Source organism: Streptomyces pallidus (ex Mingjun et al. 2026) (genome assembly GCF_051550185.1).
In the GTDB taxonomy this organism is placed as follows: Bacteria; Actinomycetota; Actinomycetes; order Streptomycetales; family Streptomycetaceae; genus Streptomyces.
On record NZ_CP196181.1, the window covers coordinates 3958601 to 3983272 of the forward strand.

Annotated in this window: 22 protein-coding genes, 3 tRNA genes and 1 pseudogene; 10 read left to right on the plus strand and 16 right to left on the minus strand. The window is 70.7% G+C overall.

What is annotated here, in order from left to right; translation table 11 throughout:
* Positions 1-5 precede the first annotated feature (5 nt).
* On the minus strand, positions 6-1685 hold the full coding sequence (locus ACSHWO_RS17365) for a sensor histidine kinase (protein ID WP_385828478.1): 1680 nt from the start codon (positions 1683-1685) through the stop codon (positions 6-8).
* A 164-nt stretch (positions 1686-1849) separates the two neighbouring features.
* A tRNA-Leu gene (locus ACSHWO_RS17370) sits at positions 1850-1932 on the minus strand.
* Between the two features lie 293 nt (positions 1933-2225).
* Between ACSHWO_RS17370 and ACSHWO_RS17375 the strand changes: the two genes are divergently transcribed.
* From ACSHWO_RS17375 to pknB, 6 genes are all read left to right on the plus strand, one after another.
* Entirely contained in the window at positions 2226-3038 is an 813-nt protein-coding gene (locus ACSHWO_RS17375) for an FhaA domain-containing protein (protein ID WP_385828490.1), read from the plus strand.
* A 10-nt stretch (positions 3039-3048) separates the two neighbouring features.
* Positions 3049-3549 (plus strand): FHA domain-containing protein FhaB/FipA, encoded by a 501-nt coding sequence (locus ACSHWO_RS17380; protein WP_361092995.1) that lies wholly within the window; start codon positions 3049-3051, stop codon positions 3547-3549.
* A 144-nt stretch (positions 3550-3693) separates the two neighbouring features.
* On the plus strand, positions 3694-5157 hold the full coding sequence (locus ACSHWO_RS17385) for a PP2C family protein-serine/threonine phosphatase (protein WP_361092998.1): 1464 nt from the start codon (positions 3694-3696) through the stop codon (positions 5155-5157).
* 31 nt (positions 5158-5188) lie between these two features.
* Positions 5189-6613 (plus strand): FtsW/RodA/SpoVE family cell cycle protein, encoded by a 1425-nt coding sequence (locus tag ACSHWO_RS17390; protein ID WP_361093001.1) that lies wholly within the window; start codon positions 5189-5191, stop codon positions 6611-6613.
* Positions 6610-8076 (plus strand): peptidoglycan D,D-transpeptidase FtsI family protein, encoded by a 1467-nt coding sequence (locus ACSHWO_RS17395; RefSeq protein ID WP_438312966.1) that lies wholly within the window; start codon positions 6610-6612, stop codon positions 8074-8076. The genes ACSHWO_RS17390 and ACSHWO_RS17395 overlap by 4 nt, the downstream gene beginning before the upstream one ends.
* Positions 8077-8298: 222 nt before the next feature.
* Positions 8299-10323 carry a Stk1 family PASTA domain-containing Ser/Thr kinase gene (gene pknB, locus ACSHWO_RS17400; RefSeq protein ID WP_438312968.1) on the plus strand — a complete coding sequence of 675 codons (2025 nt, stop codon included), beginning with the start codon at positions 8299-8301 and terminating at the stop codon, positions 10321-10323.
* A gap of 103 nt (positions 10324-10426) precedes the next feature.
* Here pknB and ACSHWO_RS17405 read toward each other — a convergent pair whose 3' ends face one another.
* The 5 genes and pseudogenes from ACSHWO_RS17405 to ACSHWO_RS17425 all read right to left on the minus strand — a co-directional run bounded on the left by ACSHWO_RS17405 (position 10427) and on the right by ACSHWO_RS17425 (position 13666).
* Positions 10427-11143: a class E sortase gene (locus ACSHWO_RS17405; RefSeq protein ID WP_361093010.1), complete on the minus strand. Its 717-nt coding sequence runs from the start codon at positions 11141-11143 to the stop codon at positions 10427-10429.
* A gap of 42 nt (positions 11144-11185) precedes the next feature.
* Positions 11186-12013, minus strand: a pseudogene (locus ACSHWO_RS17410) (class E sortase); the annotation flags it as partial.
* A complete protein-coding gene (locus tag ACSHWO_RS17415) occupies positions 11995-12633 on the minus strand; it encodes an aminodeoxychorismate/anthranilate synthase component II (RefSeq protein ID WP_361093013.1) in 639 nt (212 codons plus the stop codon). The pseudogene ACSHWO_RS17410 and the gene ACSHWO_RS17415, both read right to left, overlap by 19 nt.
* Positions 12630-12830 carry a hypothetical protein gene (locus tag ACSHWO_RS17420; protein WP_179171779.1) on the minus strand — a complete coding sequence of 67 codons (201 nt, stop codon included), beginning with the start codon at positions 12828-12830 and terminating at the stop codon, positions 12630-12632. Before ACSHWO_RS17420 ends, ACSHWO_RS17415 begins: the two co-directional genes overlap by 4 nt.
* A gap of 47 nt (positions 12831-12877) precedes the next feature.
* Positions 12878-13666 carry a DUF881 domain-containing protein gene (locus tag ACSHWO_RS17425; protein WP_361093016.1) on the minus strand — a complete coding sequence of 263 codons (789 nt, stop codon included), beginning with the start codon at positions 13664-13666 and terminating at the stop codon, positions 12878-12880.
* A 91-nt stretch (positions 13667-13757) separates the two neighbouring features.
* On the opposite strand from ACSHWO_RS17425, the gene crgA reads away from it, so the two are divergent.
* Complete coding sequence (crgA, locus tag ACSHWO_RS17430; RefSeq protein ID WP_179171839.1) at positions 13758-14009, plus strand: cell division protein CrgA; 252 nt, start codon at positions 13758-13760, stop codon at positions 14007-14009.
* Positions 14010-14154: 145 nt separating this feature from the next.
* Here crgA and ACSHWO_RS17435 read toward each other — a convergent pair whose 3' ends face one another.
* Together ACSHWO_RS17435 and ACSHWO_RS17440 are read right to left on the minus strand one after the other, a co-directional pair.
* Positions 14155-15030, minus strand: a complete 876-nt coding sequence (locus tag ACSHWO_RS17435; RefSeq protein WP_438312971.1) for a rhomboid family intramembrane serine protease — start codon at positions 15028-15030, stop codon at positions 14155-14157.
* A 125-nt stretch (positions 15031-15155) separates the two neighbouring features.
* Complete coding sequence (locus ACSHWO_RS17440) at positions 15156-15683, minus strand: peptidylprolyl isomerase (protein WP_438319133.1); 528 nt, start codon at positions 15681-15683, stop codon at positions 15156-15158.
* A 150-nt stretch (positions 15684-15833) separates the two neighbouring features.
* On the opposite strand from ACSHWO_RS17440, the gene ACSHWO_RS17445 reads away from it, so the two are divergent.
* Positions 15834-16547: a DUF5324 family protein gene (locus ACSHWO_RS17445; RefSeq protein WP_361093026.1), complete on the plus strand. Its 714-nt coding sequence runs from the start codon at positions 15834-15836 to the stop codon at positions 16545-16547.
* A 72-nt stretch (positions 16548-16619) separates the two neighbouring features.
* Here the strand turns inward: ACSHWO_RS17445 and ACSHWO_RS17450 are convergent, their stop codons facing one another.
* Together ACSHWO_RS17450 and ACSHWO_RS17455 are read right to left on the minus strand one after the other, a co-directional pair.
* Positions 16620-17099: a LysM peptidoglycan-binding domain-containing protein gene (locus tag ACSHWO_RS17450; protein ID WP_438312973.1), complete on the minus strand. Its 480-nt coding sequence runs from the start codon at positions 17097-17099 to the stop codon at positions 16620-16622.
* 208 nt (positions 17100-17307) lie between these two features.
* A tRNA-Ala gene (locus ACSHWO_RS17455) sits at positions 17308-17380 on the minus strand.
* A gap of 161 nt (positions 17381-17541) precedes the next feature.
* Between ACSHWO_RS17455 and ACSHWO_RS17460 the strand changes: the two genes are divergently transcribed.
* Both ACSHWO_RS17460 and ACSHWO_RS17465 read left to right on the plus strand, forming a co-directional pair.
* Entirely contained in the window at positions 17542-18090 is a 549-nt protein-coding gene (locus ACSHWO_RS17460) for a helix-turn-helix domain-containing protein (protein ID WP_361093032.1), read from the plus strand.
* A gap of 100 nt (positions 18091-18190) precedes the next feature.
* A complete protein-coding gene (locus tag ACSHWO_RS17465) occupies positions 18191-19471 on the plus strand; it encodes a protein kinase domain-containing protein (RefSeq protein WP_438312976.1) in 1281 nt (426 codons plus the stop codon).
* Positions 19472-19481: 10 nt separating this feature from the next.
* Here ACSHWO_RS17465 and ACSHWO_RS17470 read toward each other — a convergent pair whose 3' ends face one another.
* From ACSHWO_RS17470 to gyrA, 5 genes are all read right to left on the minus strand, one after another.
* Positions 19482-20765, minus strand: a complete 1284-nt coding sequence (locus ACSHWO_RS17470) for a hypothetical protein (protein ID WP_438312978.1) — start codon at positions 20763-20765, stop codon at positions 19482-19484.
* Between the two features lie 145 nt (positions 20766-20910).
* A complete protein-coding gene (locus ACSHWO_RS17475; protein WP_208809277.1) occupies positions 20911-21045 on the minus strand; it encodes a DLW-39 family protein in 135 nt (44 codons plus the stop codon).
* 145 nt (positions 21046-21190) lie between these two features.
* Positions 21191-21264: transfer RNA gene (locus ACSHWO_RS17480), tRNA-Ile, on the minus strand.
* A gap of 93 nt (positions 21265-21357) precedes the next feature.
* Positions 21358-21924 carry a DUF3566 domain-containing protein gene (locus ACSHWO_RS17485; RefSeq protein ID WP_438319135.1) on the minus strand — a complete coding sequence of 189 codons (567 nt, stop codon included), beginning with the start codon at positions 21922-21924 and terminating at the stop codon, positions 21358-21360.
* Positions 21925-22050: 126 nt separating this feature from the next.
* Complete coding sequence (gyrA, locus tag ACSHWO_RS17490) at positions 22051-24642, minus strand: DNA gyrase subunit A (protein WP_361093044.1); 2592 nt, start codon at positions 24640-24642, stop codon at positions 22051-22053.
* Between the last annotated feature and the right edge of the window lie 30 nt (positions 24643-24672).

The following is a 24672-nucleotide window of genomic DNA, read 5'->3' on the forward strand; positions in this document are numbered from 1 at the left end:
CGCTCCTACTGCTTGACCACGTACGACTGCTTGTCGACGAGCTTGCCGTCCTTGAAGCAGAACCGGAAAACCGTATCGTCGCCGAGTTCCCCGTTTTCCGAGGACAGCCATGCCGCGCACGACGAACCGGCGGGCTTCAGCGGGCCCTTGCGGTCCAGGCCCTCGGTCAGGAAGCTCTCGCCCGAGGGCAGCCGGTCGCGCACCGCCCGCTCGCTCTCCCCGACCTGGATCCGCTCGTACTCCTCGGGGCTGAGCATCGCCTTGGTCACCGATCCCACCAGCAGCGTCATGACCGCCCCGACCACGATCACGAACACCACGAGCGCCGCGACCGCGATGCCGCAGCCCAGGGCGACGCCGCCGGTCCGGCTGCGCCCGCGCACCGCCAGCTCCCGGTCCACGGCCGCCCAGTCCATCGGCGGCCCCGCGGCGGCCGCGGCCAGCGCCTGGGCCTGCTGCCCGAAGTCGTCCGCGACGTCCTCGGCCCCGGCCGGCTCCGTCCCGTACGGCAGCACGCCCGCCACCCGGAACCCGCCGCCCTCGGTGGAGCCCGCGTGGACCATCCCGCCGACGAGCCGGGCCCGCTCCCGCAGCCCGGTCAGGCCCTGCCCGCCCGAGACCACCTCGCCCGCCCCCGCCGGAGCCGGGCCGTTGGCGATCTCCACCACCAGCGAGTCGTCCTCGTACCGCAGCTCGACCGTGATGGCGGCCCCCGGGGCGTGCTTGTACGCGTTCGTCAGCGCCTCCTGCACGATCCGGTACGCCGCGTGGTCGCAGGCCGCCACCAACGGCCTCGGGCGCCCCTGCGCGGCCAGCCGTACGTCGGTCCCCGCGGAACGCGCCGCCTCCACGATGCCCGTGATGCCGGCCACGCCACGGGCCGCGGGCTGCGCGTCCTCCACGGGGGCCTCGGCCTCCACCCCGTCGCGCAGGATCCCGACGACCTCGCGCAGTTCGTGCATGGCCGACACCGAGGCCTGCCGCAGCACGCCCACGGCCTCCCGCTGGCGGTCGGTGAGCTGGGGGTCCACCTCCAGCGCGCCGGTGTGGACGGCGATCAGCGCCAGTTGGTGGCCGAGGCTGTCGTGCATGTCCTGGGCTATCCGCTGCCGCTCCCGCAACCGGGCCTGCCCGGCGACCATGGCGCGCTCCCGCATCAGCTGCCCGTTGCGCTCCTGGAGGGCCCGCAGCAGCGTCCGGCGCTGCGACCAGTACCGGCTGGCCAGACCGGGCATCACGGTGGTGACGAGGAACATGAGCGTGGTGAACACGATCACCAGCAGGGGCCGCATCTGCGACCACTGCTCGACCACGGAGAAGCCGACCGAGGCGAGGAACGCCAGGGTGAAGGCGGTCAGCGCCCGCCCGACACCGACGATCCGGCGACCCGCGGACCAGCCCAGCGGGATGATGGCCAGCACCGTGCCGGGCAGGAACGGGGCCACCGCCGCAGCGCAGACGAGGGTCCCGGCCGGCAGCCGCCTGCGCAGCAGCACGAAGGCGACCACGGCCGCCCCGCTGACCAGCATCCGTGCCGGGCTGCCGTTCTCCAGCTCCTCGACGCCCAGCCCGAGCAGAGTGACCATTACCGCAATCGCCAGATCGCCGGCGAGCATCCGCCGGGTCCACGGCTCGGGTCCCCGCAGCCAGTTCCAGCCCGCCCGTATCTTCGCCGTCGCATCCACGCGACGACCCTAGACATCCCGGCCGCGGCGGCCATGCCCTCTTTCGTCGTGGCCGGCCCGACGAAAGTCGCCGGCCCGCACGGAAGTTGGCCCCGCGTCGGATCCGGTCCGAGCACAACGAAGAACCCCCGCTTCGGATTTCTCCGAAGCGGGGGTTCCATCTGTGGGCGAGGGGGGATTTGAACCCCCACGTCCCGAAGGACACTGGCACCTGAAGCCAGCGCGTCTGCCGTTCCGCCACTCGCCCGAGCAGCGTCCCAGTGGTTCTTCCCTTTCGGTCCGTCCCCCTGGCGACGAACGAAACATTAGCACGTCATCGGGGGTGGATTCACATCGCTTTCCCCGGGCCCCCCGATCCCGCCGCGATCGCCCCTCCCGCACAGCACTCCCGGTGCGGGACACTGTCCCTTGCGCACCCCTACGATCCCTTGTGAGGACCAACACTCGTCCGGACGGGACCCAGGGGGAACCACCCGAATCCGCCACGCGTGGATACGATCAGTAAGCAGTACAGGGCGACAATGACGGAGGAGGTGCCCCATGGGAGTTCTGAAGCGGTTCGAGCAGCGACTCGAAGGTCTGGTGAACGGCACCTTCGCCAAGGTCTTCAAGTCCGAGGTCCAGCCCGTCGAGATCGCCGGAGCCCTCCAGCGGGAGTGCGACAACAACGCCACGATCTGGAACCGTGAGCGGACGGTCGTCCCCAACGACTTCATCGTGGAGCTGAGCGCGGGCGACTACGAGCGCCTCAGCCCGTACTCCGGGCAGCTCGGCGACGAGCTCGCGGGCCTCGTCCGCGACTACGCCAAGCAGCAGCGCTACAGCTTCATGGGACCGATCAAGGTCCACCTGGAGAAGGCCGAGGACCTCGACACCGGCCTCTACCGCGTCCGCAGCCGTACCCTGGCCGGGAGCACCTCCCAGCCGCAGCCGCCCCAGAACCAGCAGGGCGGCGGCTACGGCTACCCACCGGTCGCCGCGCCGCCGATGCCGGCCGGGCCGCCTCCGGGCGGTGCACCGGGCCGCAGGCCGGGTGCGGGCGGACCGGGCCCCGTGCCGCCGGGCGGCGCCGCCATGCGGCACTGGATCGAGATCAACGGCACCCGGCACCAGATTTCCCGCCCCACCCTCGTACTCGGCCGGAGCACCGAGGCCGACGTGCGGATCGACGACCCCGGCGTATCCCGCCGGCACTGTGAGATCCGGACCGGAGCGCCCTCGACGATCCAGGATCTCGGGTCCACCAACGGCATCGTGGTGGACGGGCAGCACACCACCCGCGCTACGCTCCGCGACGGCTCGCGGATCGTCGTGGGCAGTACCACCATCATTTACCGGCAAGCCGAAGGGTGAAGCGGGGGCAATGTCAGAGCTGACCCTGACGGTCATGCGGCTGGGTTTCCTGGCCGTTCTGTGGCTGTTCGTCATCGTGGCCGTCCAGGTCATCCGCAGCGACCTCTTCGGTACGCGCGTCACCCAGCGCGGCTCGCGCCGGGGCAGCGGCGGGGCGGCGCCGCAGCAAGCCGGCCGCCAGGCCGCCGCGCCCCCGCAGCAGCGCCAGCGCCGCGGGGCGCCCACCAAGCTCGTCGTCTCCGAGGGAACCCTGACGGGAACCACGGTGGCCCTCGCCGGCCAGACGATCACCCTGGGCCGCGCCCACGACTCCACGATCGTGCTGGACGACGACTACGCCTCCAGCCGGCATGCCAGGATCTACCCCGACCGGGACGGCCAGTGGATCGTCGAGGATCTCGGGTCCACGAACGGCACGTATCTCGACCGGACCCGGCTGACCACCCCGACGCCCATTCCGCCGGGCGCCCCGATCCGCATCGGCAAGACCGTCATCGAGCTGCGGAAGTAGTACGAGAATGAGCGAGCGGAGCGAGCGAGCCGCGGCAGTCCGTCCCGTGCAGGACGCGGACCCGAGCGCGCTCCCGACCGGAGGGTGGGCAGTGTGGCTCGAGACCGGTTGTACCCCGAGGAAGCGTCGACAGGGCAGGTGCACATGAGTCTGTCCCTGCGGTTCGCCGCCGGATCACACAAGGGCATGATCCGCGAGGGCAACGAGGACTCCGGCTACGCCGGCCCCCGTCTCCTCGCGGTCGCCGACGGCATGGGCGGCCAGGCTGCAGGCGAGGTCGCCAGCTCCGAGGTGATCTCCTCGCTCGTGCAGCTCGACGACGACGTCCCGGGCTCCGACATCCTGACCTCGCTCGGCACGGCCGTGCAGCGCGCCAACGAGCAGCTGCGCGTCATGGTCGAGGAGGACGCCCAGCTCGAAGGCATGGGCACCACCCTCACCGCCCTCCTGTGGACCGGCCAGCGGCTCGGTCTGGTGCACGTCGGCGACTCCCGCGCCTACCTCCTGCGCGACGGGGTCCTGACGCAGATCACCCAGGACCACACGTGGGTGCAGCGCCTCGTCGACGAGGGCCGCATCACCGAAGAGGAAGCCACCACCCACCCGCAGCGCTCCCTGCTGATGCGCGCCCTGGGCAGCGGCGACACGGTCGAGCCGGACCTGTCCGTCCGCGAGGTCCGCGTCGGCGACCGCTACCTGATCTGCTCCGACGGCCTGTCGGGCGTCGTCTCCCACCAGACCCTGGAGGAGACCCTCGCCGACTACCACGGCCCGCACGAGACGGTGCAGTCCCTGATCCAGCTCGCCCTGCGCGGCGGCGGACCGGACAACATCACCTGCATCGTCGCCGACGTCCTCGACACCGACAGCGGGGACACCCTCGCCGCCCAGCTGAACGACACCCCGGTCGTGGTCGGCGCGGTCGCCGAGAACCAGCACCAGCTCTTCGACGGCGGCGCCATGCAGACCCCGGCGGGCCGCGCCGCGGGCCTGGGCCGCCAGGTCCCGCCGCCCGCCGGCGCCTTCGGCCCGCCCGGCAGCGGCGACGCCCCCGGCTACGGCTACCCCGACCAGGGCCGGGGCCAGGGCGGCGCGTACGGCAGCTTCGGCGACCCCGAGCCGTACGACGACGAGGCCCGCTTCGAGGACGCGTACGACAACCCCCGCCGGCGCCGCAGCAAAGGGCGCAAGTGGACCGCCCGCACGCTGATCCTGCTGATCGTGGCCGGAGTCGTCGGCGGCGGCCTGTACGCCGCCCACCGCTGGACGCAGACCCAGTACTACGTCGGCGTCAAGGGCGATCACGTCGCGCTCTTCCGCGGCATCAGCCAGAAGCTGGGCCCGCTGGAACTCTCCAAGGTAGAGACGGACCGCTCCGACATCGAACTGAAGTACCTGCCGCCCTTCAAGCGCAAGCAGGTCGAGGCGACCATCAGCGAGACCAGCCTCGACGGAGCCCGCCAGAAGATCGATGAACTCGGAGTGCAGGTTTCCGCGTGTAAGAAGGACGAGGAGCGCCGCAACGCGGAGCAGAACAACCAGACACCGGGCCCCGGCAGCCTGACTCCGGCAGAGCAGCAGCTGGTGGGCCTGTGCGGGAAGCAGTAGTCATACGCGGGCACAGGGGGCCCACCACACCATGAGCGTTGTCACCAACACGACCACCATCGGCGCCATCGAGCTGCCGAGCAGGCGGAACACCGAGCTGATGCTGCTCGTCTTCGCCGTGGTCATCTCGATCTTCGCCTACGCCAACGTGGGGCTCGCGATCCACGGCGAGCTGCCCCCCGGCATGCTCGTCTACGGCGGCGGCCTCGCCGTGCTCGCGGGCATCGCCCACTTCGTCGTGCGCCGCTACGCCAAGTACGCCGACCCGCTGCTGCTGCCGATCGCGACCCTCCTGAACGGGCTCGGCTGCGTGCTGATCTGGCGGCTGGACCAGTCCGAGCGGCTCCAGAACCTGGCCAAGCGCAGCTTCGGCTCGTTCTCCGAGTCGGCACCGCGCCAGATGATGTACACCGCGGTGGCCATCGCCCTGTTCGCGGCCGTGCTGCTGCTCCTGAAGGACCACCGCACGCTGCAGCGGTTCACGTACATCTCGATGGCGGGCGCGCTCGTCCTGCTGATCCTGCCCGTCGTCCCGGGTCTGGGGGCGGACGTCTTCGGCGCCAAGATCTGGATCAGCGTCGCCGGCTTCTCGATCCAGCCCGGCGAGTTCGCGAAGATCGTCATCGCGATCTTCTTCGCCGGTTACCTCATGGTGAAGCGCGATGCGCTGGCCCTGGCCAGCCGCCGCTTCATGGGCCTCTACCTGCCGCGCGGCCGCGACCTCGGCCCGATCCTGATGATCTGGGCGATGAGCCTGCTCGTCCTGATCTTCGAGAACGACCTGGGCACCTCGCTGCTGTTCTTCGGCATGTTCGTGATCATGCTGTACGTGGCCACCGAGCGCACCAGCTGGATCGTGATCGGCCTGCTCATGAGCGTCGGCGGCGCCGTCGTCGTGGGCACCTTCGCCAGCCACGTGCAGGCCCGCGTCAACGCCTGGCTCGACCCGTTCGGCTGCTACTCCAAGTCCGGCGCCTGCGAGCAGGTCGGCCAGTCGATCATGAGCTTCGGTTCCGGCGGCGTCCTCGGCGCCGGCTGGGGCCAGGGCAACTCGGACCTCATCGGCTTCGCCGCCAACTCCGACTTCATCTTCTCCACCGTCGGCGAGGAGCTCGGCCTGGCCGGCGTCATGGCCTTCCTGCTGCTCTACGGCCTGATCATCGAGCGTGGCGTGCGCACCGCGCTCGCCGCCCGCGACCCCTTCGGCAAGCTCTTCGCCATCGGGCTCTCCGGCGCCTTCTCGCTGCAGATCTTCGTCGTCGCCGGCGGCGTCATGGGTCTCATCCCCCTCACCGGCATGACCATGCCCTTCCTGGCGTCGGGCGGTTCCTCCGTCCTCGCCAACTGGGCCCTGGTCGGCATCCTCATCCGGATCAGCGACACCGCCCGCCGTCCCGCGCCGGCCCCCGCGCCGTCCCCCGACTCCGAGATGACCCAGGTGGTCCGCCCGTCATGAACAAGCCCCTGCGCCGCATCTCGCTCTTCTGCGGACTGCTCATCCTCGCCCTGCTGATCCGGACGAACTGGCTCCAGTACGTCCACGCCGAGGAGCTGAGCACGCGCAAGGAGAACCGACGGGTCCAGATCGCCCAGTACGCCACCCAGCGCGGCAACATCATCGTCAAGGGCGGGCAGTCCATCACCGGCTCCGTCGCGACCGACGGCAGCGACTACAAGTACAAGCGGACCTACGTCGAGGGCCCGATGTGGGCCCCGGTGACCGGCTACGCGTCGCAGGCGTTCGGCTCCACGCAGCTCGAGTCCCTCGAGGACAAGATCCTCACCGGCAACGACGACCGGCTGTTCTTCGACCGCACCATCGGCATGTTCACCGGCGACAAGAAGGCCGGCGGCAACGTCGTCACCACGCTCATGCCGGACGTGCAGAAGGCCGCGTTCGACTCGCTCGGGGACAAGACGGGCGCGGTCGCTGCCATCGACCCGCGCACCGGCGCCATCCTGGCCCTGGTGAGCAAGCCCTCGTACGACCCGTCCACCTTCGCCGGCAACTCCAAGACCGACGAGAAGGCCTGGGTCGAGCTCAAGGACAGCGAGGACAAGAAGCTCGTCAACCGCGCGCTGCGCGAGACCTACCCGCCGGGCTCCACCTTCAAGGTGGTCACCGCGGCCGCGGCCCTGGAGAACGGCGCCGTCACCGACATCAACGCGCCGACCGACACCCCCGAGCCGTACTTCCTGCCCGGCACGAAGACCCCGATGGTCAACCACGCCAAGGGCTGCGAGAAGGCCAGCCTGAACGACGCGCTGAAGGTCTCCTGCAACTCGGTCTTCGCGATGCTCGGCGACAAGGTCGGCCGCGACAAGATGGTCGAGACGGCCCAGAAGTTCGGCTTCAACAACGACAAGATCGACACCCCGGTCCGCGCGTTCGCGAGCATCTACGACAAGACCATGGGCAAGGACGGCAACGCCCAGAGCGCCATCGGCCAGTTCAACACCGCGGCCACGCCGCTCCAGATGGCCATGGTCACCGCCGCGATCGCCAACGACGGCAAGCTGATGAAGCCGTACATGGTCGACCAGCTCACCGCTCCCAACCTCGACGTCATCGAGAAGCACGAGCCGCAGGAGATGAGCCGCCCCCTCTCCGCCGCCAACGCGCAGAAGATCCAGCAGATGATGGTCAACGTCGTGGAGAACGGCACGGGCGAGAAGGCGAAGATCAAGGGCGTGACGGTCGGCGGCAAGACCGGCACCGCCCAGCACGGCGAGAAGAACGCCAAGCGCCCGTACGCCTGGTTCATCTCCTACGCCAAGGCCGCCGACGGAACCAGCCCGGTCGCCGTCGCCGTCGTCATCGAGGACAGCGAGGCCAGCCGCGACGACATCAGCGGTGGCGGCCTCGCCGCCCCCGTCGCCCAGGCCGTCATGAAGGCCGTCCTGAGCAGCAAGAACTGACGGGCGGCACGGACAATGGAACGACGGGATGACGCGTGAGGGCCGTGCCCGGAGTGACGTGGGGCACTGATCCCGCCCGGAACCGAGCGTACGGTACCGGTCCGGTATCAGGCTGTGGTCACGAACCGATCACCGACGATCGGCCGGTAGCCTTTGCGCGGACAGCACACCGCCGGACCACACACGGGTGCGGTCGGGACTGACGGAGAGGGCTGGAACGTTATGGAAGAGCCGCGTCGCCTCGGCGGCCGGTACGAGCTGAGCCACGTGCTCGGCCGCGGTGGCATGGCCGAGGTGTACCTCGCCCACGACACCCGGCTCGGCCGTACCGTCGCCGTCAAGACCCTGCGCGCCGATCTCGCCCGCGACCCGTCGTTCCAGGCCAGGTTCCGCCGCGAGGCCCAGTCGGCCGCGTCGCTCAACCACCCGGCGATCGTCGCGGTCTACGACACCGGCGAGGACTACGTCGACAACATCTCCATCCCGTACATCGTGATGGAGTACGTCGACGGCTCCACCCTGCGCGAGCTGCTGCACTCCGGCCGCAAGCTGCTGCCCGAGCGCACCCTGGAGATGTGCATCGGCATCCTCCAGGCCCTGGAGTACTCGCACCGCGCCGGCATCGTCCACCGCGACATCAAGCCCGCCAACGTCATGCTCACCCGGACCGGCCAGGTCAAGGTCATGGACTTCGGCATCGCCCGTGCCATGGGCGACTCCGGCATGACCATGACGCAGACCGCGGCCGTCATCGGCACCGCGCAGTACCTCTCCCCGGAGCAGGCCAAGGGCGAGCAGGTCGACGCCCGCTCCGACCTGTACTCCGCGGGCTGCCTGCTCTACGAACTGCTCTGCGTCCGCCCGCCGTTCATCGGCGACTCCCCCGTGGCCGTCGCCTACCAGCACGTCCGGGAAGAGCCCCAGCCGCCGTCGAACTTCGACCCCGAGATCACGCCCGAGATGGACGCGATCGTCCTCAAGGCGCTGGTCAAGGACCCCGACTACCGCTACCAGTCGGCCGACGAGATGCGCGCAGACATCGAGGCCTGCCTGGAGGGCCAACCCGTCGCCGCGACCGCCGCCATGGGCGCCGCCGGCTACGGCTACCCCGAGCCGGGCAACGGCTACGGGCACCAGGGCTACGACCAGCCCACCGCCGCCCTGCGCCCCGCCGACGCCGGCGGCCAGACCTCCATGCTCCCGCCGATGCCCCCGGGCGAGGGCGGCTACGGATACGGGGACCAGGGCCCCGGCGGATACGACCAGGGCCAGGGTCGCCGCCAGAACCAGAAGAAGAGCAAGGCCTCGACGATCCTGCTCGTCACGGCCGGCGTCCTCGTCCTGGTCGGCGCCATCCTCATCGGCCGCTCGCTGTTCAACGGCGGCGCCGACAACCGGCCCCTCGTGCCCAAGCTGATCGGCGAGACCTTCGAGCAGGCGCAGAAGAACGCCGACAACGTGGGCCTCAAGGTCGAGAAGGTGGCCGACGAGCCCTGCGACAACCAGCCCAAGGGCAACGTCTGCAAGCAGGACCCCGCGCCCGACACCCGGGCCGAGCAGGGCTCCAGCGTCAAGCTGACGATCTCTTCGGGCGCCCCGACGGTGGCCGTCCCGAACGTCGTCAACATCAGCTTCGAGGAAGCGGAGAAGGCGCTCAAGGAGAAGGGGTTCCAGGTCGAGAAGAAGACCCAGGACTCCGACCGCACCCCGGGCACCGTCCTGGACCAGAACCCGAAGAACGGCCAGGCCCAGAAGGGCTCGACGGTCACGCTGACCGTCGCCAAGGAGCCCGCCAAGTCCGCGATGCCGGACCTCCTCGGCAAGACCAAGGAGCAGGCCGCCAAGGCGCTGTCCGACGCCAAGCTGAAGCTGGGCAGCACCACCGAGGTCGACTCCCCCGGCGCCCCGCCGAAGACGATCGTCCAGCAGCAGTACCAGCCGGGCGAGCAGCTGGCCCCGGGCACGACGGTCAACGTGTCGATCTCAAAAGGAGCACAGCAAACACAGGTCCCGAACCTCGCCGGACGGACGGTCGGACAAGCCAAGCAGGAACTCGCAGCCCGGGGACTGACCTTCGGCGCGATCCTGTCGGGTCCCTCGGACGACAACGCGGTCGTCGTGAGGACCGACCCGAACGCGGGCACCCCGGTCCCCGCGGGCACGGTCGTGAACGTGCAGACGTTCGGCGGGGGCGGCAACCAGCAGGGTGGCAACAACGGGTTCTTCGGCGGCCTGGGAGGCCGCTGACCCCGCACGACGCACGATGAACGAGGCCCGGCCGCCCTCCCGACGGGGAGGGCGGCCGGGCCTCTTCCGTGTGACCGATGCTCTTCCGCGTGCCAGCCGGTGCTCAGCGCAGTTCGGCCGGCGGTGTCCGCTTCGCGTCGACCTTCTCCGTACGGACCAGCTCGCCCCACACCACGTACCGGTACTTGGAGGTGTACACGGGCGTGCAGGTCGTCAGCGTGATGTAGCGGCCCGGCGCCGTCCGCCCCGACTCCTTCGGGACGGGCGCGATCACGTCGACGTTGTACTTGGAGGTCTGGCGCAGCTCGGCGAAGACCTTGTACACGTACCAGGTGTCGCGGGTCTCGAAGACGACCGCGTCGCCCTTCTTCACCTTGTCGATGGCGTGGAACTTCGCGCCGTGCCCGTCGCGGTGCGCCGCCAGCGAGAAGTTCCCCGTCTTCTCCCAGGGCAGCGCCGCCTTCACCGGGTCCGTGTAGTAGCCGGCCACGCCGTCGTTGAGGACCTCCGGCGCCGTGCCCCGCTTGACCAGCACCTCGCCGTTCTTCATCGCGGGCACGTGCAGGAAGCCCACACCGCCCTGGGTGTCCAGGGCCCCGGGCTCCGCGGGCGTCCCCGCCGCCGGGGTCGCGCCCTGCCACTGGCGGCGGATCTCGTCGCCGCGTGCCGAGGCCTGCCGGTCCGCGAGGACGTTCGTCCACCACAGCGAGTACGCCACGAACAGGCCGAGCACCAGGCCGGCCGTGATCAGGAACTCGCCCAGCAGGCTCAGGAACGCCGCGAGCACATTGCTGCGGCGGGGCGGCGCGGTACGGGACACGGCGGTTCGTCCTTCGAGCGGGGGCGGCGAGCTGCCGCCGGCCTACCGGGCGGCCAGCGCGGGCGGAGCGCCCTGGCCGCGCGGGCGTTCGTCCACCATCCTGCCCCATACGATCATGCGGTAGGTGCTGGTGAACTCCGGGGTGCAGGTCGTCAGCGTGATGTACCGGCCCGGGGCGGTGAAGCCGGAGCCCTCCGGTACGGGTTTGAGCACGGCCACGTTCGTCGGCGGCGTCTGCGGCAGGACCGAGGTCATCTCGTACGTGTAGTAGGCGTCGCGGGTCTCGACCACGATCGGGTCGCCGGGCTCCAGCCGGTTGATGAAGCGGAACGGTTCGCCATGGGTGTTGCGGTGTCCCGCCAGCGCGAAGTTGCCCTGCTGGTCCGCGGGCATCGCGCTCTTCAGGGCGCCGTCCCCGTAGTGCCCGACCATCCCCCGGTCGAGCACTTTGGGCTTGCTCACGCCCTCCGCGACCGGCACCTTCACGTCCAGCTTCGGGATGTGCAGGATCGCGAAGCCCTGGCCCGGCTCGAAGGCCGCCGGCGGCGGGGCGGCGGCGCCCCCGGGGGCCTGCTCCCAGGTCTGGCGCAGCGAGCCGGCGGCCCCGTCGGCGGTGCGCTGGGCGAGCACGTTCGTGTACCAGAGCTGGTAGGCCACGAAGAGCAGCATCACCACGCCCAGCGTGATGCACAGCTCCCCGAGCGTCCGGCTCACGACGACGAGCGGCCCGCCCGAGGCCGGCCGCTTGCGCCGCCGCCCGCCGCGGCGCCGCCGCGTGCGTTTCCCGGCCTGCTGGGCGGCCCTGCGCCGCGCGGCCCGGCCCTCGGGGGGCGCGGACGGCGCGAGCGAGGTCACGCGACGGCCTTGCCCACCACCGGGGCCAGCCCTGCCGAGCGCTCGACGGCACCCTCGTCCCCGCAGCGCACCAGCCAGTTCGCGAGCATCCGGTGGCCGTGCTCGGTCAGCACCGACTCGGGGTGGAACTGCACGCCCTCCACGTCGTGCTCACGGTGCCGCAGTCCCATGATGATCCCGTCCTCGGTGCGCGCGGTGACCTCCAGGACGTCCGGGAGGGTCTGCGGCTCGGCGGCCAGGGAGTGGTAGCGGGTCGCGGTGAACGGCGACGGCAGCCCCTCGAAGACACCGAGCCCGTCGTGGACCACCGGGGAGGTCTTGCCGTGCAGCAACTCCGGGGCGCGGTCCACGACGCCGCCGTAGGCGACCGCCATCGACTGCATGCCGAGGCAGACACCGAAGACCGGGACGCCGGTGGCGGCGCAGTGTCGGACCATGTCGACGCAGACGCCGGCCTCCTCCGGGGTGCCGGGCCCGGGCGAGAGCAGGACGCCGTCGAAGCCGTCCTGCGCGTGGGAGAGCTCCACCTCGTCGTTGCGCAGCACCTCGCACTCCGCGCCGAGCTGGTACAGGTACTGGACCAGGTTGAAGACAAAGCTGTCGTAGTTGTCGACAACCAGAATGCGCGCGCTCACGGAGTCGCTCCCGATCCCTCGTCCACCGTCACATCGTTGAACGGAAGGAGCGGCTCGGCCCACGGGAAGACGTACTGGAACAGCACGAAGACCACCGCGAGGACCAGTACGAGGGAGATCAGCGCGCGTACCCACGCGTTGCCCGGCAGATGCCGCCAGATCCAGCCGTACATGCCGTCCGCGTCCCTTTCGCTCACGCACCGCGGGGGCGGTACGCACACAGACTAAAGCCCGCGGCCCGGCGTCAGGGGGTGCTTGTCGCGGAGGAGCTCTCGACCGGCCTCGCGTAGTGGAGGTCCACCGTGCCGGAGTATCCGGGCAGCGTCAGCTCCTTGTGCTCGTCCACCTTCCAGCCGAGCCCGTACGCCGTCACGTACATCTGGTAGTTCTGCAGGGCCGGGGAGGACGCCAGGGCCTTGCGCAGCGCGCCCGGGTCGCCGACCGCCGTCACCTTGTACGGGGGCGAGTAGACCCGGCCCTGGAGGATCAGCGTGTTGCCCACGCAGCGCACCGCGCTGGTGGAGATCAGCCGCTGGTCCATGACCTGGATGCCCTGGGCGCCGCCCTGCCACAGGGCGTTCACGACGGCCTGGAGGTCCTGCTGGTGGATCACGAGGTCGTTGGGCTGCGGCTCGGGCACGTTGGGGATGCGGGCCGTGGCGCCGGGCGGGGCGTCGTTGAGGGTGACGGTCAGGCCCTTGCCGGAGAGGGCCTCGGTGCCGGAGGCGGTGCGCAGGGCGGCCAGCTTGGCGTCCTCGGCCTTGGTGCTGCCGTCGTCGCGGTCGGCGAGGGCGTCGACGCGGCCGCGGAGGGCGGCGGTGGTCTGCTCCAGCTCCGCGTTGTTCTGGCTCCGCTCGTGGATCAGGTCCGAGAGCTTGAGCAGCGAGGCGTCCGTCCGGATGTTCGTACCCTTGGACGTGTTGAAGCTGGTGATGAAGATCAGGCCCGCCAGGGCGAAGACGGCGGCGGTGAGCAGCCGGACCGCCCGGAACCGCCGGCGGGTACCCGCGGAGGAGTCGTCGGAATTGCTCAACGTACCCTTCTCCTTCAACGCCACAGGTCCACTACGCTAACGGACGCCCGGGGCAGGCAGGTCCCCAGCGCATCGACAGGAGAAGCCCCTCGTGCCGAAGTCACGTATCCGCAAGAAGGACGACTACACGCCGCCGCCGACGAAGGCGCAGCAGATCAAGCTGACCAACCGCAGCTGGGTCGCTCCGGTCATGCTGGCACTCTTCCTGATCGGCCTGGCCTGGATTGTCGTGTTTTATGTGAGCGAGACCCAGCTTCCGATCGAGTCCATCGGAAATTGGAACATTGTAGTCGGATTCGGGTTCATTGCGGCGGGATTCGGCGTTTCCACCCAGTGGAAGTAAGCGGCTCGCGGCTGGCGCGGGGCGGTAGGCACAGGGTGCCGCCGCCCCGCAAGCTCTCCCCATGAGTTATCCACAGCGTCATCCACACCTGAGGAAAAGACAGACCATCTGTGGATAACTCTGTGGAGCGTTGACGCCGGTGTGATCAGGTGAGTTCGACCGTGCGGGCCAACACCAGGCCCGCTGCCAGCAGGAACACCAATGCGCACGTCCCCCATTGGACGAAGGCCCGCTTTCCCCCGTTCCCCGGGGCCAACATGGCCAGCCCGAGCAGCAGACCGGTCAGCAGCCCGCCGACGTGGGCCTGCCAGGACACCGACAGCGAGCCACCGAACGGCACGAAGGTCAGCACCAGCATGAGCACGACCATGGTGATGACCGGGCGCATCTCGTAGCGCAGCCGGCGCGCCAGCACGACGGTGGCCCCGAGCAGCCCGAAGACGGCCCCGGAGGCGCCGAGCGTCGGGGTGTTCGGCGCGGTCAGCAGGTACACGAAGGCGCTCGCGCCCAGCCCGGACAGCACGTAGACGGCGAGGTAGCGGATCCTGCCCAGCGCCGCTTCCAGCGGGCCTCCGATCACCCACAGCGCCAGCATGTTCCCCGCGATGTGCCACCACTCCGCGTGCAGGAACACGGAAGTCAGCAGCCGGTGGTACTGGCCGGTGGAGACGCCCTCGACGGGGCCGCCGATGTACTCGACGTACCGGCCCAGCAGCTCCAGCTGCACCACGAGCGGGGGGAAGAGCAGGCCGGCCAGGAAGACCGCGACGTTGATCCCGATGAGCACCTTGGTGACCAGGTGCGGGTCGGCGGCCACGGCCCCGCCCGCGAGGGTGCGCGGAGCGTTCGCGGCCGGCCGGTGGCCGGTCCCGGAGCCCTCGCGGACGCACTCGGGGCACTGGAAGCCGACCGAGGCGCTGATCATGCACTCGGGGCAGATGGGGCGCTCGCAGCGGGTGCAGCGGATTCCCGTGTCACGGTCCGGGTGGCGGTAGCAGCCCGGCAGACGGTCGGTGTCCATCGGTTCCCTCGGTCAGCGGCAGGACGGCTGGGCGGCGGGACGGAGGTGCATCCCGCCGGTCCGGTATGCCCTCAGGACGGACGGGCGGTGCGGAAGGTTCCCGGGGGCCGGCCCGGGCCGCCCGGTCAGCGCCGCTCGACGGAGACGGACTTGATGATCACGTCGTCCAGCGGGCGTTCGGTGCGCGGGTTCGTCGGCAGGCCGGCGATCGTGTCCACGACGGTCCGGCTGCCCTTGTCGGTGACCTCGCCGAAGATCGTGTGCTTGCGGGTGAGCCAGGCGGTGGGGGCGACGGTGATGAAGAACTGGCAGCCGTTGGTGCCCGGGCCCGCGTTGGCCATGGCGAGCAGGTACGGCTTGGTGAAGGCCAGGTCCGGGTGGAACTCGTCGGCGAACTGGTAGCCGGGGCCGCCGGTGCCGTTGCCGAGGGGGTCGCCGCCCTGGATCATGAAGCCGCTGATCACGCGGTGGAAGACGGTGCCGTCGTAGAGCGGGTCCGTGGTCTTCTGACCGTCGGTGGGACGGGTCCACTCGCGGGCACCCGTGGCGAGCTCCACGAAGTTGCGGACGGTCTTCGGAGCGAAGTTCTCCAGAAGCTCGATCTCGATCTCGCCGTGGTTGGTCTTCAGGGTGGCGTAGAGCTTCTCGGCCACGGATCTGCCTTCCATAAGTCAGCACTGTCGATCCCCGATCCTCCCACGGAGGGCCGTACGCCACAGAAATCCCCCCACCCGGATGCCCTGTCGCGCATGCCGCCCGACCCCAAGCCAGGCATGATCCGACAAAGGGTGGAAAGGTGAACCGTGTCCGCCACCGAGGAGGAGGATCCCGTGACCCGCAACGACAGCGTGCGCCTGGTCGCCGACAGCGCCCGGGACACGATGAGGCACGCAGCGGAGCTGGTGGCGCCGTACGCAGAATCCGCCAAGGACGCGGCGGTGCAGTACGCGCACGAGGCGAACGAGCGGCTGAGCCCGATGGTCTCGCAGGCCGCCCAACAGGCCTCGCGTCAGGCACGTACGGCGTACGACACCCATCTGCATCCCCGGATGATCGCCGCGCGTGCCCATGTGCCGCCGAACGTCGACCGGGCCGCGACGCAGGCGGTGCACCAGACCCGGCGAGTGGCCCGGCAGGCCGCCGACTACACGCAGCCGAAGCTGGAGAGCGCCATCGCGGCCGGCCGGCCGGTCGCCGAGGAGGCCGCTCTGCGCTCGGCCGCGGTCGGCGTGGCCGCCTTGGCGGCGCTGCGCGGCCAGATGTCGGCCCAGGAGGTGAAGAAGCTCGTCAAGCACCACGAACGGCTCCAGCGCCGCAACCGGGTGCTCAAGGGCGTGGTCCTGGCCGGCGTGCTGGCCGGCGCCGCGTACCTGGCCTGGCGCTGGTGGGACCAGCAGTCCAACCCCGACTGGCTGGTCGAGCCGCCCGCGGCCACCGAGCTGTCGTCGCGCGACGAGGCCCAGGCGACGTTCGATGACGAACTGGCCGCGAAGGAGCGCGAGGCGGGCGAGGAGTAGCCGCCGGGAAAGTGACGCGTGGGGCCGGATCCGAGGGATCCGGCCCCACGTGTTCGCCTGCCTGCCGGGAGGTCAACCGGTGGAGCGGCCAGGCAGGGTGAGCACCTGTCCGGGGTGGATCAGGTGGGGGTTGGCCCCGATGACACCCCGGTTCATGGCGTAGAGCTCGCGCCAGCGGCCCTCGTTGCCCAGCTCCCGCAAGGCGATCGAGGTCAGCGAGTCCCCGGCCCGGACGGTGTACATGCGCCTCACGGCGGCCGTCCCGGCCGTCGGCGCGGGAGCCGCGGGGACCGCCTTGTGCGCGGCGGACGCCGGCGTGGGGGTGTGCGCCGGGTGGGCGGCCGCGGCAGGCTTCTGCGGGGCCCGGGCGGCCCTCGGAGTCGCGGGGGCGGGCTTCGGCGGGGCCGCGGCGGCCATGCGCTCGGCCGCCTCCCTGGTGGCCGCGACCGCGTCGGCGTAGGTCGTCGCGTAGTCGGCGGGCACGCTGGCGACCGCCTTCTCGGCGGCGGCCTGTTTCTTCTTGTCGGACCTGAGGAAGTCGAAGAGTCCCATGTCTGTGCGCCTCCGGATCGGTCTCGTCCCCCGGGCTCGGTGCCTGTCCCCACTGTCCGCCAGGAGGCGCCGCCCGGCCCTGCGGCGGGCCCGTCCGGGGGACCGGGGAGGCCCCCTACGCCCGCCGTTTCACGTGAAACATCGTCGAAAACAGCATGACAAAACCCCTCCCGATCCGCGTTTCCGCAGGTCAGAAGGGGTTGAAAAGTGGAGCTTAGGAGACTCGAACTCCTGACATCTGCCTTGCAAAGGCAGCGCTCTACCAACTGAGCTAAAGCCCCGAAAGGGAGGACGCGACCGCCTCCCGCGAAGGAGTGGCCGTTCCGCAGAACAGAGTACCGGGTCCTCCCCCTCATCCCGCAAAATGATGGGGACTCCCACCGTGCGACCACTCTCCGTAAGATGCTCGCGAGGTTCGCACCAGCGAAGGGGAGTAGGACGCGTGGACGCAGTACAACAAGAGGCTACAGCCAGAGCCAGAGAACTTCAGCGCAGTTGGTACGGGGAGCCCCTCGGCGCGCTGTTCCGCCGGCTCATAGACGACCTCGGCCTGAACCAGGCCCGCCTCGCTGCCGTCCTCGGACTCTCGGCCCCCATGCTCTCCCAGCTGATGAGCGGCCAGCGCGCCAAGATCGGAAACCCGGCCGTGGTCCAGCGCGTCCAGGCGCTGCAGGACCTCGCGAGCCAGGTGGCGGACGGCAGCGTCAGCGCCGCCGAGGCCACCGACCGGATGGACGAGATCAAGCGGACCCAGGGGGGCTCCGTCCTCAGCAACAGCGGTCAGACCAGCACCGGTTCCGGCGCCCCGACCGTCAAGCGCGTCGTCCGCGAGATCCAGTCGCTGCTGCGCTCGGTCTCCGCGGCCGGCGACATCATCGACGCGGCGAACAGCCTCGCTCCCACCCACCCGGAACTCGCGGAGTTCCTCAAGGTGTACGGGGCGGGACGCACCGCCGACGCGGTGGCCCATTACGAGGCCCACCAGAACTGACGCGTACGGCACCGGCACGCACGGCACCGGCACGCGTACGGCACTGGCACACGTACGGCGCACGTACGGCGGACGAGGACAACGGGGGACGGACGCAGCCATGGGTGAGGTCTTCGCCGGCCGGTACGAACTGATCGACCCGATCGGGCGCGGCGGGGCGGGCGCGGTGTGGCGCGCCTGGGACCAGCGCCGCCGCCGGTACGTGGCCGCGAAGGTGCTCCAGCAGGGCGACGCCCACATGCTGCTGCGGTTCGTCCGCGAGCAGGCCCTGCGCATCGACCACCCGCACGTGCTGGCCCCGGCCAGCTGGGCGGCGGACGACGACAAGGTCCTGTTCACTATGGACCTCGTCTCCGGCGGGTCCCTCGCCCACGTGATCGGGGACTACGGCCCGCTGCCGCCGCGATTCGTCTGCACCCTGCTCGACCAGCTCCTGTCGGGGCTGGCGGCGGTGCACGCGGAAGGCGTCGTCCACCGCGACATCAAGCCCGCCAACCTCCTGCTGGAGGCCACGGGAACCGGACGGCCGCACCTGCGGCTGTCCGACTTCGGCATCTCGATGCGCAAGGGCGAACCGCGCCTGACCGAGACCGACTACGTGGTGGGCACCCCCGGCTATTTCGCCCCCGAGCAACTGCGCGGAGCAGAGCCGGACTTCCCCGCCGACCTCTTCGCCGTCGGACTGGTCGCCCTCTACCTGCTCCAGGGCCGCAAGCCCGATTCCGCGGCGCTGGTGGAGCAGTTCCTCGCGCACGGGATCCCGAACGCGCCCGAGGGCGTCCCTGCGCCGCTCTGGGACGTGATCGCGAACCTCCTGCAGCCCGACCCCCAGAGCCGGTTCAAGACCGCCACAGGGGCACGCAAGGCCCTTGCCGAGGCCGTGGAGCTGCTCCCGACGACCCCACCCGACGCCGAACCGGTGGAGGTCTTCGACCAACTCGGCCCCCTGCCAACCGGCTTCGGCCCGCAGGGGCCGCAGAGCCCGGCCTCGGCACCGCCCGCGCCCGCCCCGGCGGCTGCGGTGACGGCCGCGACGCCGGAGCCGGCCCGTACCGACCCGCGGGGCACGGCGACCGCGGCGGCCCCGGTGGCCGGCCCCGGCCCGGCGGCCGTCCCCAGCCCCGGCCCGGCGGCCGTCCCCGGCCCCGACCCGGCTCGGGCTGCCACCGCCGCCGCCTCGACGACGGGCAGCTTCCACCTGGCCCCGCCCGATCCCACCACCGCCCCGTACCCGCCGGCCCGCGGCCAGGCCGAGGGCGAGGCCCGGGCCCCCGCCCGTACCGCCGGCGTCGCCCCGCCGTCCCGGACGGCCGCAGCGGCCCTCCTGGCCGCCGCACTGCTGTGCTTCGCGGTGGGCGCCTGGGCCCTCACCCAGCTCTGACGACCGCCGCTCAGGCGCTCCGACCGCCCCGGCCGCGCCGGGCCAGCAGCAGCCAGCCGCCGAGGACGAGCAGCAGCACCGTCCCGGTTCCGAAGCCGCCGGCGGCGACCCCGCCCATGGTCCGGCGCCGGTCGGCGGCCGCAAGCGCCTCCGGCTCCGTCAGCCCGTCCCGGGCGGCCGCACGGTCGTCCTCCCGCACGGCGAACCCCTGCGCGGCCGGGCTCTCCGTGTACGGGGGCGCGGGCACGGCCCGGTTCTCCACGTTCAACCGCAGCGTCAGCGGCACCGGGGTGGCGTCCTCGGTGAACTCGGCGACCTTCTCGCCGAGCGTGACCGCGACGTAGTACCAGCCCGCCACCCGCGCCGAGCGCAGGGCGCCGTCGGACGCGAAGCGGTTCTCGTAGGCCACCGGCGCCGTCGGCGGCAGCGTCAGGCCCGCCTGCTTGCCGTCGTAGCTGCCGTCCTCGTCCTCCAGCAGGCCGCGGTACGGGGTGTACACGCTGACCATCAGCCCCTTGGAGGCCGACGCGTACTCCTTGGTCCGCTTCGCCGCCGCCAGCTCCGCGCTCACCGCCAGTTGCTGCCCCCAGTCCACGGGCACCCGGTAGAACCGCGTCTGCCCCGGCCGCAGCCCGTCGCGCCACACCCCGGCGCCCAGGGCGCGGGCGTCGTTGAAGCCGGTGCCGCCCTCCCGCGGCACCGCCTGGCTGCCGGGTGGCACCGGTGGGGCGGACGGCCAGGAGCTGGGCGCGGCCAGGGGTGCGCTGCCGGTCCTCAGGCCGGGCTCGCGCGACACCTTCAGCTCCACCGGCCACGGCGTCCGGTCGGAGCCCTTGGCGGCCTCCCGCGTGACCTTCACGTAGTACACGCCCGCCTGCTGGCAGTCGGCGTCCTCCTTCAGCAGGCGTCCGCCCGCGGCCCCGATCGGCCGAGCCCCGCCGCCGTACCCGAAGACCGTCCTGCCGGGGCTGCCCGGGCAGTCCCGCCCCGCGGTGGTCATGACGCCGACCTCGACGCCGTCACCGCCGGAGTCGATCTTCGCGCCGGGGGAGGGCTGCAGCACGGCGGAGACGTACACGGTGGACCTGTCGTCCAGGTTGAGCCGGTAGAAGCGCTCGCCGGCGGGCAGGGCGTCCGTGTAGACCCGGCCGGGCTCCAGCTGCGGTGCGTCGGCCGTGCTCGCGGCTCCCTGCACCTTCTGCGCGCCCGGCGCGGGCCGGTACGACGGCAGCGGCTCCCCGGCCGCGTACCCGACCCCCGGCAGGGCCGCCACCAGCCCCAGGGCCGCTGCCACCGCCGCCACCGGAGCCGCCGTCCGCACCCGCCCCATCACAACCCACCCCCGGTTTTGCTCAAGCAACGCGAATATTTGCGAAACGGAACAGCATGAAGCCCCGGCCGCAGTGGCAGCCGGGGCTTCATGGATCAGCCTTGGGGTCTCACACGCCCGAACCGGAGGGCACGGAGTCGGTAGCCTCCGTCCACAGGTCCTGCTCGGCGCGGTCCGCCTGGATCTGGCGGTACACGAGGAGACCGCCGATGGCGGCCAGTGCGACCAGGAGCAGCTTCTTCACCGCGCGACCTCGTCTTTCGTCGTCGTTGGGTACTTCTGGCGGCCAACAATACACACCGATCGATACCGTTCGGTGACCTGGGAAGCCCCCGGCGGCCCAACGAAGAAGACCCCCGGGCCATCCGGCCTGGGGGTCTTCCACACTGTGGGGCTAACAGGATTTGAACCTGTGGCCTCATCCTTATCAGGGATGCGCTCTAACCAACTGAGCTATAGCCCCTCCGCGCTGCGCGCTGACTCCTGAAGATTAGCGCACAGACACGGTCCCGCCAAAATCCGATCCGCGAGGGCTTCCCCGCAGGTCATCCGACGGTCACTCGTCCTCTGCCAGCGTGAGCTCCACACCGCCGACGAAGCCCGCCGACAGGTTGTAGATGAACGCGCCCAGCGTCGCCAGCGCCGTCGCCAGGACGACGTCGATCACGGCGATCACCGAGGTGAAGGTCAGCACCCGGGGGAGCGACAGGAACGCCTGGAGGTCGAATCCCGTGCTCTCGCTCGATCCGGTCGCCTCGCTGATGGTGCTGCCGACCGTGGAGAAGACACCCATGGCGTCCATGACCATCCACAGCACGGCCGCCGCCACGATGGTGCAGACCCCCAGTGCGATGGACAGCAGGAAGCTGACCTTCATCACCGACCACGGATCGGCCTTGGCCACCCGCAGCCGCGCCTTGCGCGTCCTGGGCGTCACACGGGCCCCTGTACGCGGCTTGCGCTGTGCGGCGGGGTCCCCGGCACCCCGGGACGCACCGGGGCCCGAGGGGGCCGCGTACGCCTGCGGCGGGTGGTACGGCTGTTCCGCGGCCGGCTTCGCCTGCTTGGGCTTCGGCTTCGGCTTGGCCTTGGACTTCGACTCCGGCCCTCGCGTGTCCGTCACGGCCGTCCCCGTTCCCCTGCCCTCGGAGGCGCCTGCGGCGGTCACGCCCTCGGAGTCCGCGGCGGGGCCACGGGCACCGTCCTCCTCGGTCTTGGCCGGTCCGGCGCCCGTGGCTCCACTCACGACTTACTCCTCGTGCTCCCCGGCCGAGGGCTCCGCGCCCTCGGCGGCATCGGCGGCCTGTCCTTCGGCTGCCTCGGTCTCCTCGACCTCGTCAGCTTCCTGACCGGCCTCGGCGTTACGAGCGATACCTACCACGGCATCGCGCTTGCCCAGGTTGATCAGCTGTACGCCCATGGTGTCACGGCCGGTCTCCCTGACTTCGTTGACTCGCGTACGGATCACACCACCGCCGAGCGTGATGGCGAGGATCTCGTCCGAATCGTCGACCACGAGCGCGCCGACGAGCGAACCGCGGTCCTCCACGATCTTGGCGGCCTTGATGCCCAGGCCGCCACGGCCCTGGACGCGGTACTCGTCGACCGGCGTCCGCTTGGCGTAGCCGCCGTCGGTCGCGGTGAAGACGAACGTACCGGGCCGCACCACGCTCATGGACAGCAGCTCGTCGCCCTCGCGGAAGCTCATGCCCTTCACACCGGAGGTCGCACGGCCCATCGGGCGCAGCGCGTCGTCGGTCGCGGTGAAGCGGATCGACTGCGCCTTCTTGCTGATCAGCAGCAGGTCGTCCTCGGCGGACACCAGCTCGGCGCCGATCAGCTCGTCGTCGCTGCCGTCCTCCCGCTCGCGCAGGTTGATGGCGATGACGCCGCCCGAGCGGGGCGAGTCGTAGTCCTTGAGCGCCGTCTTCTTCACCAGGCCCGCCTTGGTGGCCAGGATCAGGTACGGGGCCGCCTCGTAGTCGCGGATCGCGAGGATCTCGGCGATCTGCTCGTCCGGCTGGAAGGCCAGCAGGTTGGCCACGTGCTGGCCGCGGGCGTCGCGTCCGGCGTCGGGCAGCTCGTACGCCTTGGCCCGGTAGACCCGGCCCTTGTTGGTGAAGAACAGCAGCCAGTGGTGCGTGGTCGAGACGAAGAAGTGGTCGACGATGTCGTCTTCCTTCAGCTTCGTCCCGCGCACGCCCTTGCCGCCGCGCCGCTGGGAGCGGTAGTCGTCGGTCTTGGTGCGCTTGACGTAGCCGCCGCGGGTGATCGTGACGACGATGTCCTCTTCGGCGATCAGGTCCTCGATGGACATGTCGCCGTCGAACGGCACCAGCTTCGACCGGCGGTCGTCGCCGAACTTGTCGACGATCGCCGCCAGTTCCTCGCTGACGATCGCGCGCTGCTTCTCCGGCGAGGCCAGGATCGCGTTGTACTCGTTGATCTTCGCCTGGAGCTCGTCGTGCTCGGCGACGATCTTCTGCCGCTCCAGGGCCGCCAGGCGGCGCAGCTGCATCTCGAGGATGGCGTTGGCCTGGATCTCGTCGATCTCCAGCAGGCCCATCAGGCCGTCACGGGCGACCTCGACCGTCTCGCTGCGCCGGATGAGGGCGATGACCTCGTCAATCGCGTCCAGCGCCTTGAGCAGGCCGCGCAGGATGTGGGCGCGCTCCTCGGCCTTGCGCAGGCGGAACTTCGTCCGCCGGACGATGACCTCGATCTGGTGGTGCACCCAGTGGCGGATGAACGCGTCGAGCGACAGCGTGCGCGGCACGCCGTCGACCAGCGCCAGCATGTTCGCGCCGAAGTTGGTCTGCAGATCGGTGTGCTTGTACAGGTTGTTGAGCACGACCTTGGCGACGGCGTCGCGCTTGAGCACGATCACCAGGCGCTGGCCGGTGCGCGAGGAGGTCTCGTCGCGGACGTCGGCGATGCCGCCGATCCTGCCGTCCTTCACCAGGTCGGCGATCTTCTGCGCGAGGTTGTCCGGGTTCACCTGGTACGGGAGCTCCGTGACCACCAGGCACTGGCGGTTCTGGATCTCCTCGACCTCGACCACGGCGCGCATCGTGATGGAGCCGCGGCCGGTGCGGTACGCCTCCTCGATGCCCTTGCGGCCCACGACCAGGGCACCGGTCGGGAAGTCCGGGCCCTTGATGCGGTCGATGAGCGCGTCGAGCAGCTCCTCGTGCGGGGCCTCCGGGTTGGCCAGGTACCACTGGGCGCCCTCGGCGACCTCGCGCAGGTTGTGCGGCGGGATGTTGGTCGCCATGCCGACGGCGATGCCGGCGGAGCCGTTGACCAGCAGGTTGGGGAAGCGCGCCGGCAGGACCGTCGGCTCCTGGTTGCGGCCGTCGTAGTTGTCCGTGAAGTCGACGGTCTCCTCGTCGATGTCGCGGACCATCTCCATCGACAGCGGCGCCATCTTGCACTCGGTGTAGCGCATGGCGGCGGCCGGGTCGTTGCCCGGAGAGCCGAAGTTGCCGTTGGAGTCCACCAGCGGCATGCGCATCGACCACGGCTGGGCCAGGCGGACCAGGGCGTCGTAGATCGAGGAGTCACCGTGCGGGTGGTACGTGCCCATGACGTCGCCGACGACGCGGGCGCACTTGTAGAAGCCCTTCTCGGGCCGGTAGCCGCCGTCGTACATCGCGTACAGCACGCGACGGTGGACGGGCTTGAGGCCGTCGCGCACGTCGGGCAGCGCACGGGACACGATGACGGACATCGCGTAGTCGAGGTAGGAGCGCTGCATCTCCGTCTCGAGCCCGACGGGCTCGATGCGCATCTGCTGCTCCTCCGCGGCGTTCTCGGCGGTGGGGGTGGTTTCGTCGGCCATTGCTGGTCAGAAGTCCTTTCGGGCGGCCGT

Bases quoted from the DNA above. Each gene is read 5' to 3' on its own strand.
- gyrA (WP_361093044.1), bottom strand. From the start codon at position 24,642: ATGGCCGACGAAACCACCCCCACCGCCGAGAACGCCGCGGAGGAGCAG.
- ACSHWO_RS17380 (WP_361092995.1), top strand. From the start codon at position 3,049: ATGTCAGAGCTGACCCTGACGGTCATGCGGCTGGGTTTCCTGGCCGTT.
- ACSHWO_RS17435 (WP_438312971.1), bottom strand. From the start codon at position 15,030: ATGGACACCGACCGTCTGCCGGGCTGCTACCGCCACCCGGACCGTGAC.
- pknB (WP_438312968.1), top strand. From the start codon at position 8,299: ATGGAAGAGCCGCGTCGCCTCGGCGGCCGGTACGAGCTGAGCCACGTG.
- ACSHWO_RS17390 (WP_361093001.1), top strand. From the start codon at position 5,189: ATGAGCGTTGTCACCAACACGACCACCATCGGCGCCATCGAGCTGCCG.
- ACSHWO_RS17465 (WP_438312976.1), top strand. From the start codon at position 18,191: ATGGGTGAGGTCTTCGCCGGCCGGTACGAACTGATCGACCCGATCGGG.
- ACSHWO_RS17385 (WP_361092998.1), top strand. From the start codon at position 3,694: ATGAGTCTGTCCCTGCGGTTCGCCGCCGGATCACACAAGGGCATGATC.
- ACSHWO_RS17375 (WP_385828490.1), top strand. From the start codon at position 2,226: ATGGGAGTTCTGAAGCGGTTCGAGCAGCGACTCGAAGGTCTGGTGAAC.
- ACSHWO_RS17450 (WP_438312973.1), bottom strand. From the start codon at position 17,099: ATGGGACTCTTCGACTTCCTCAGGTCCGACAAGAAGAAACAGGCCGCC.
- ACSHWO_RS17395 (WP_438312966.1), top strand. From the start codon at position 6,610: ATGAACAAGCCCCTGCGCCGCATCTCGCTCTTCTGCGGACTGCTCATC.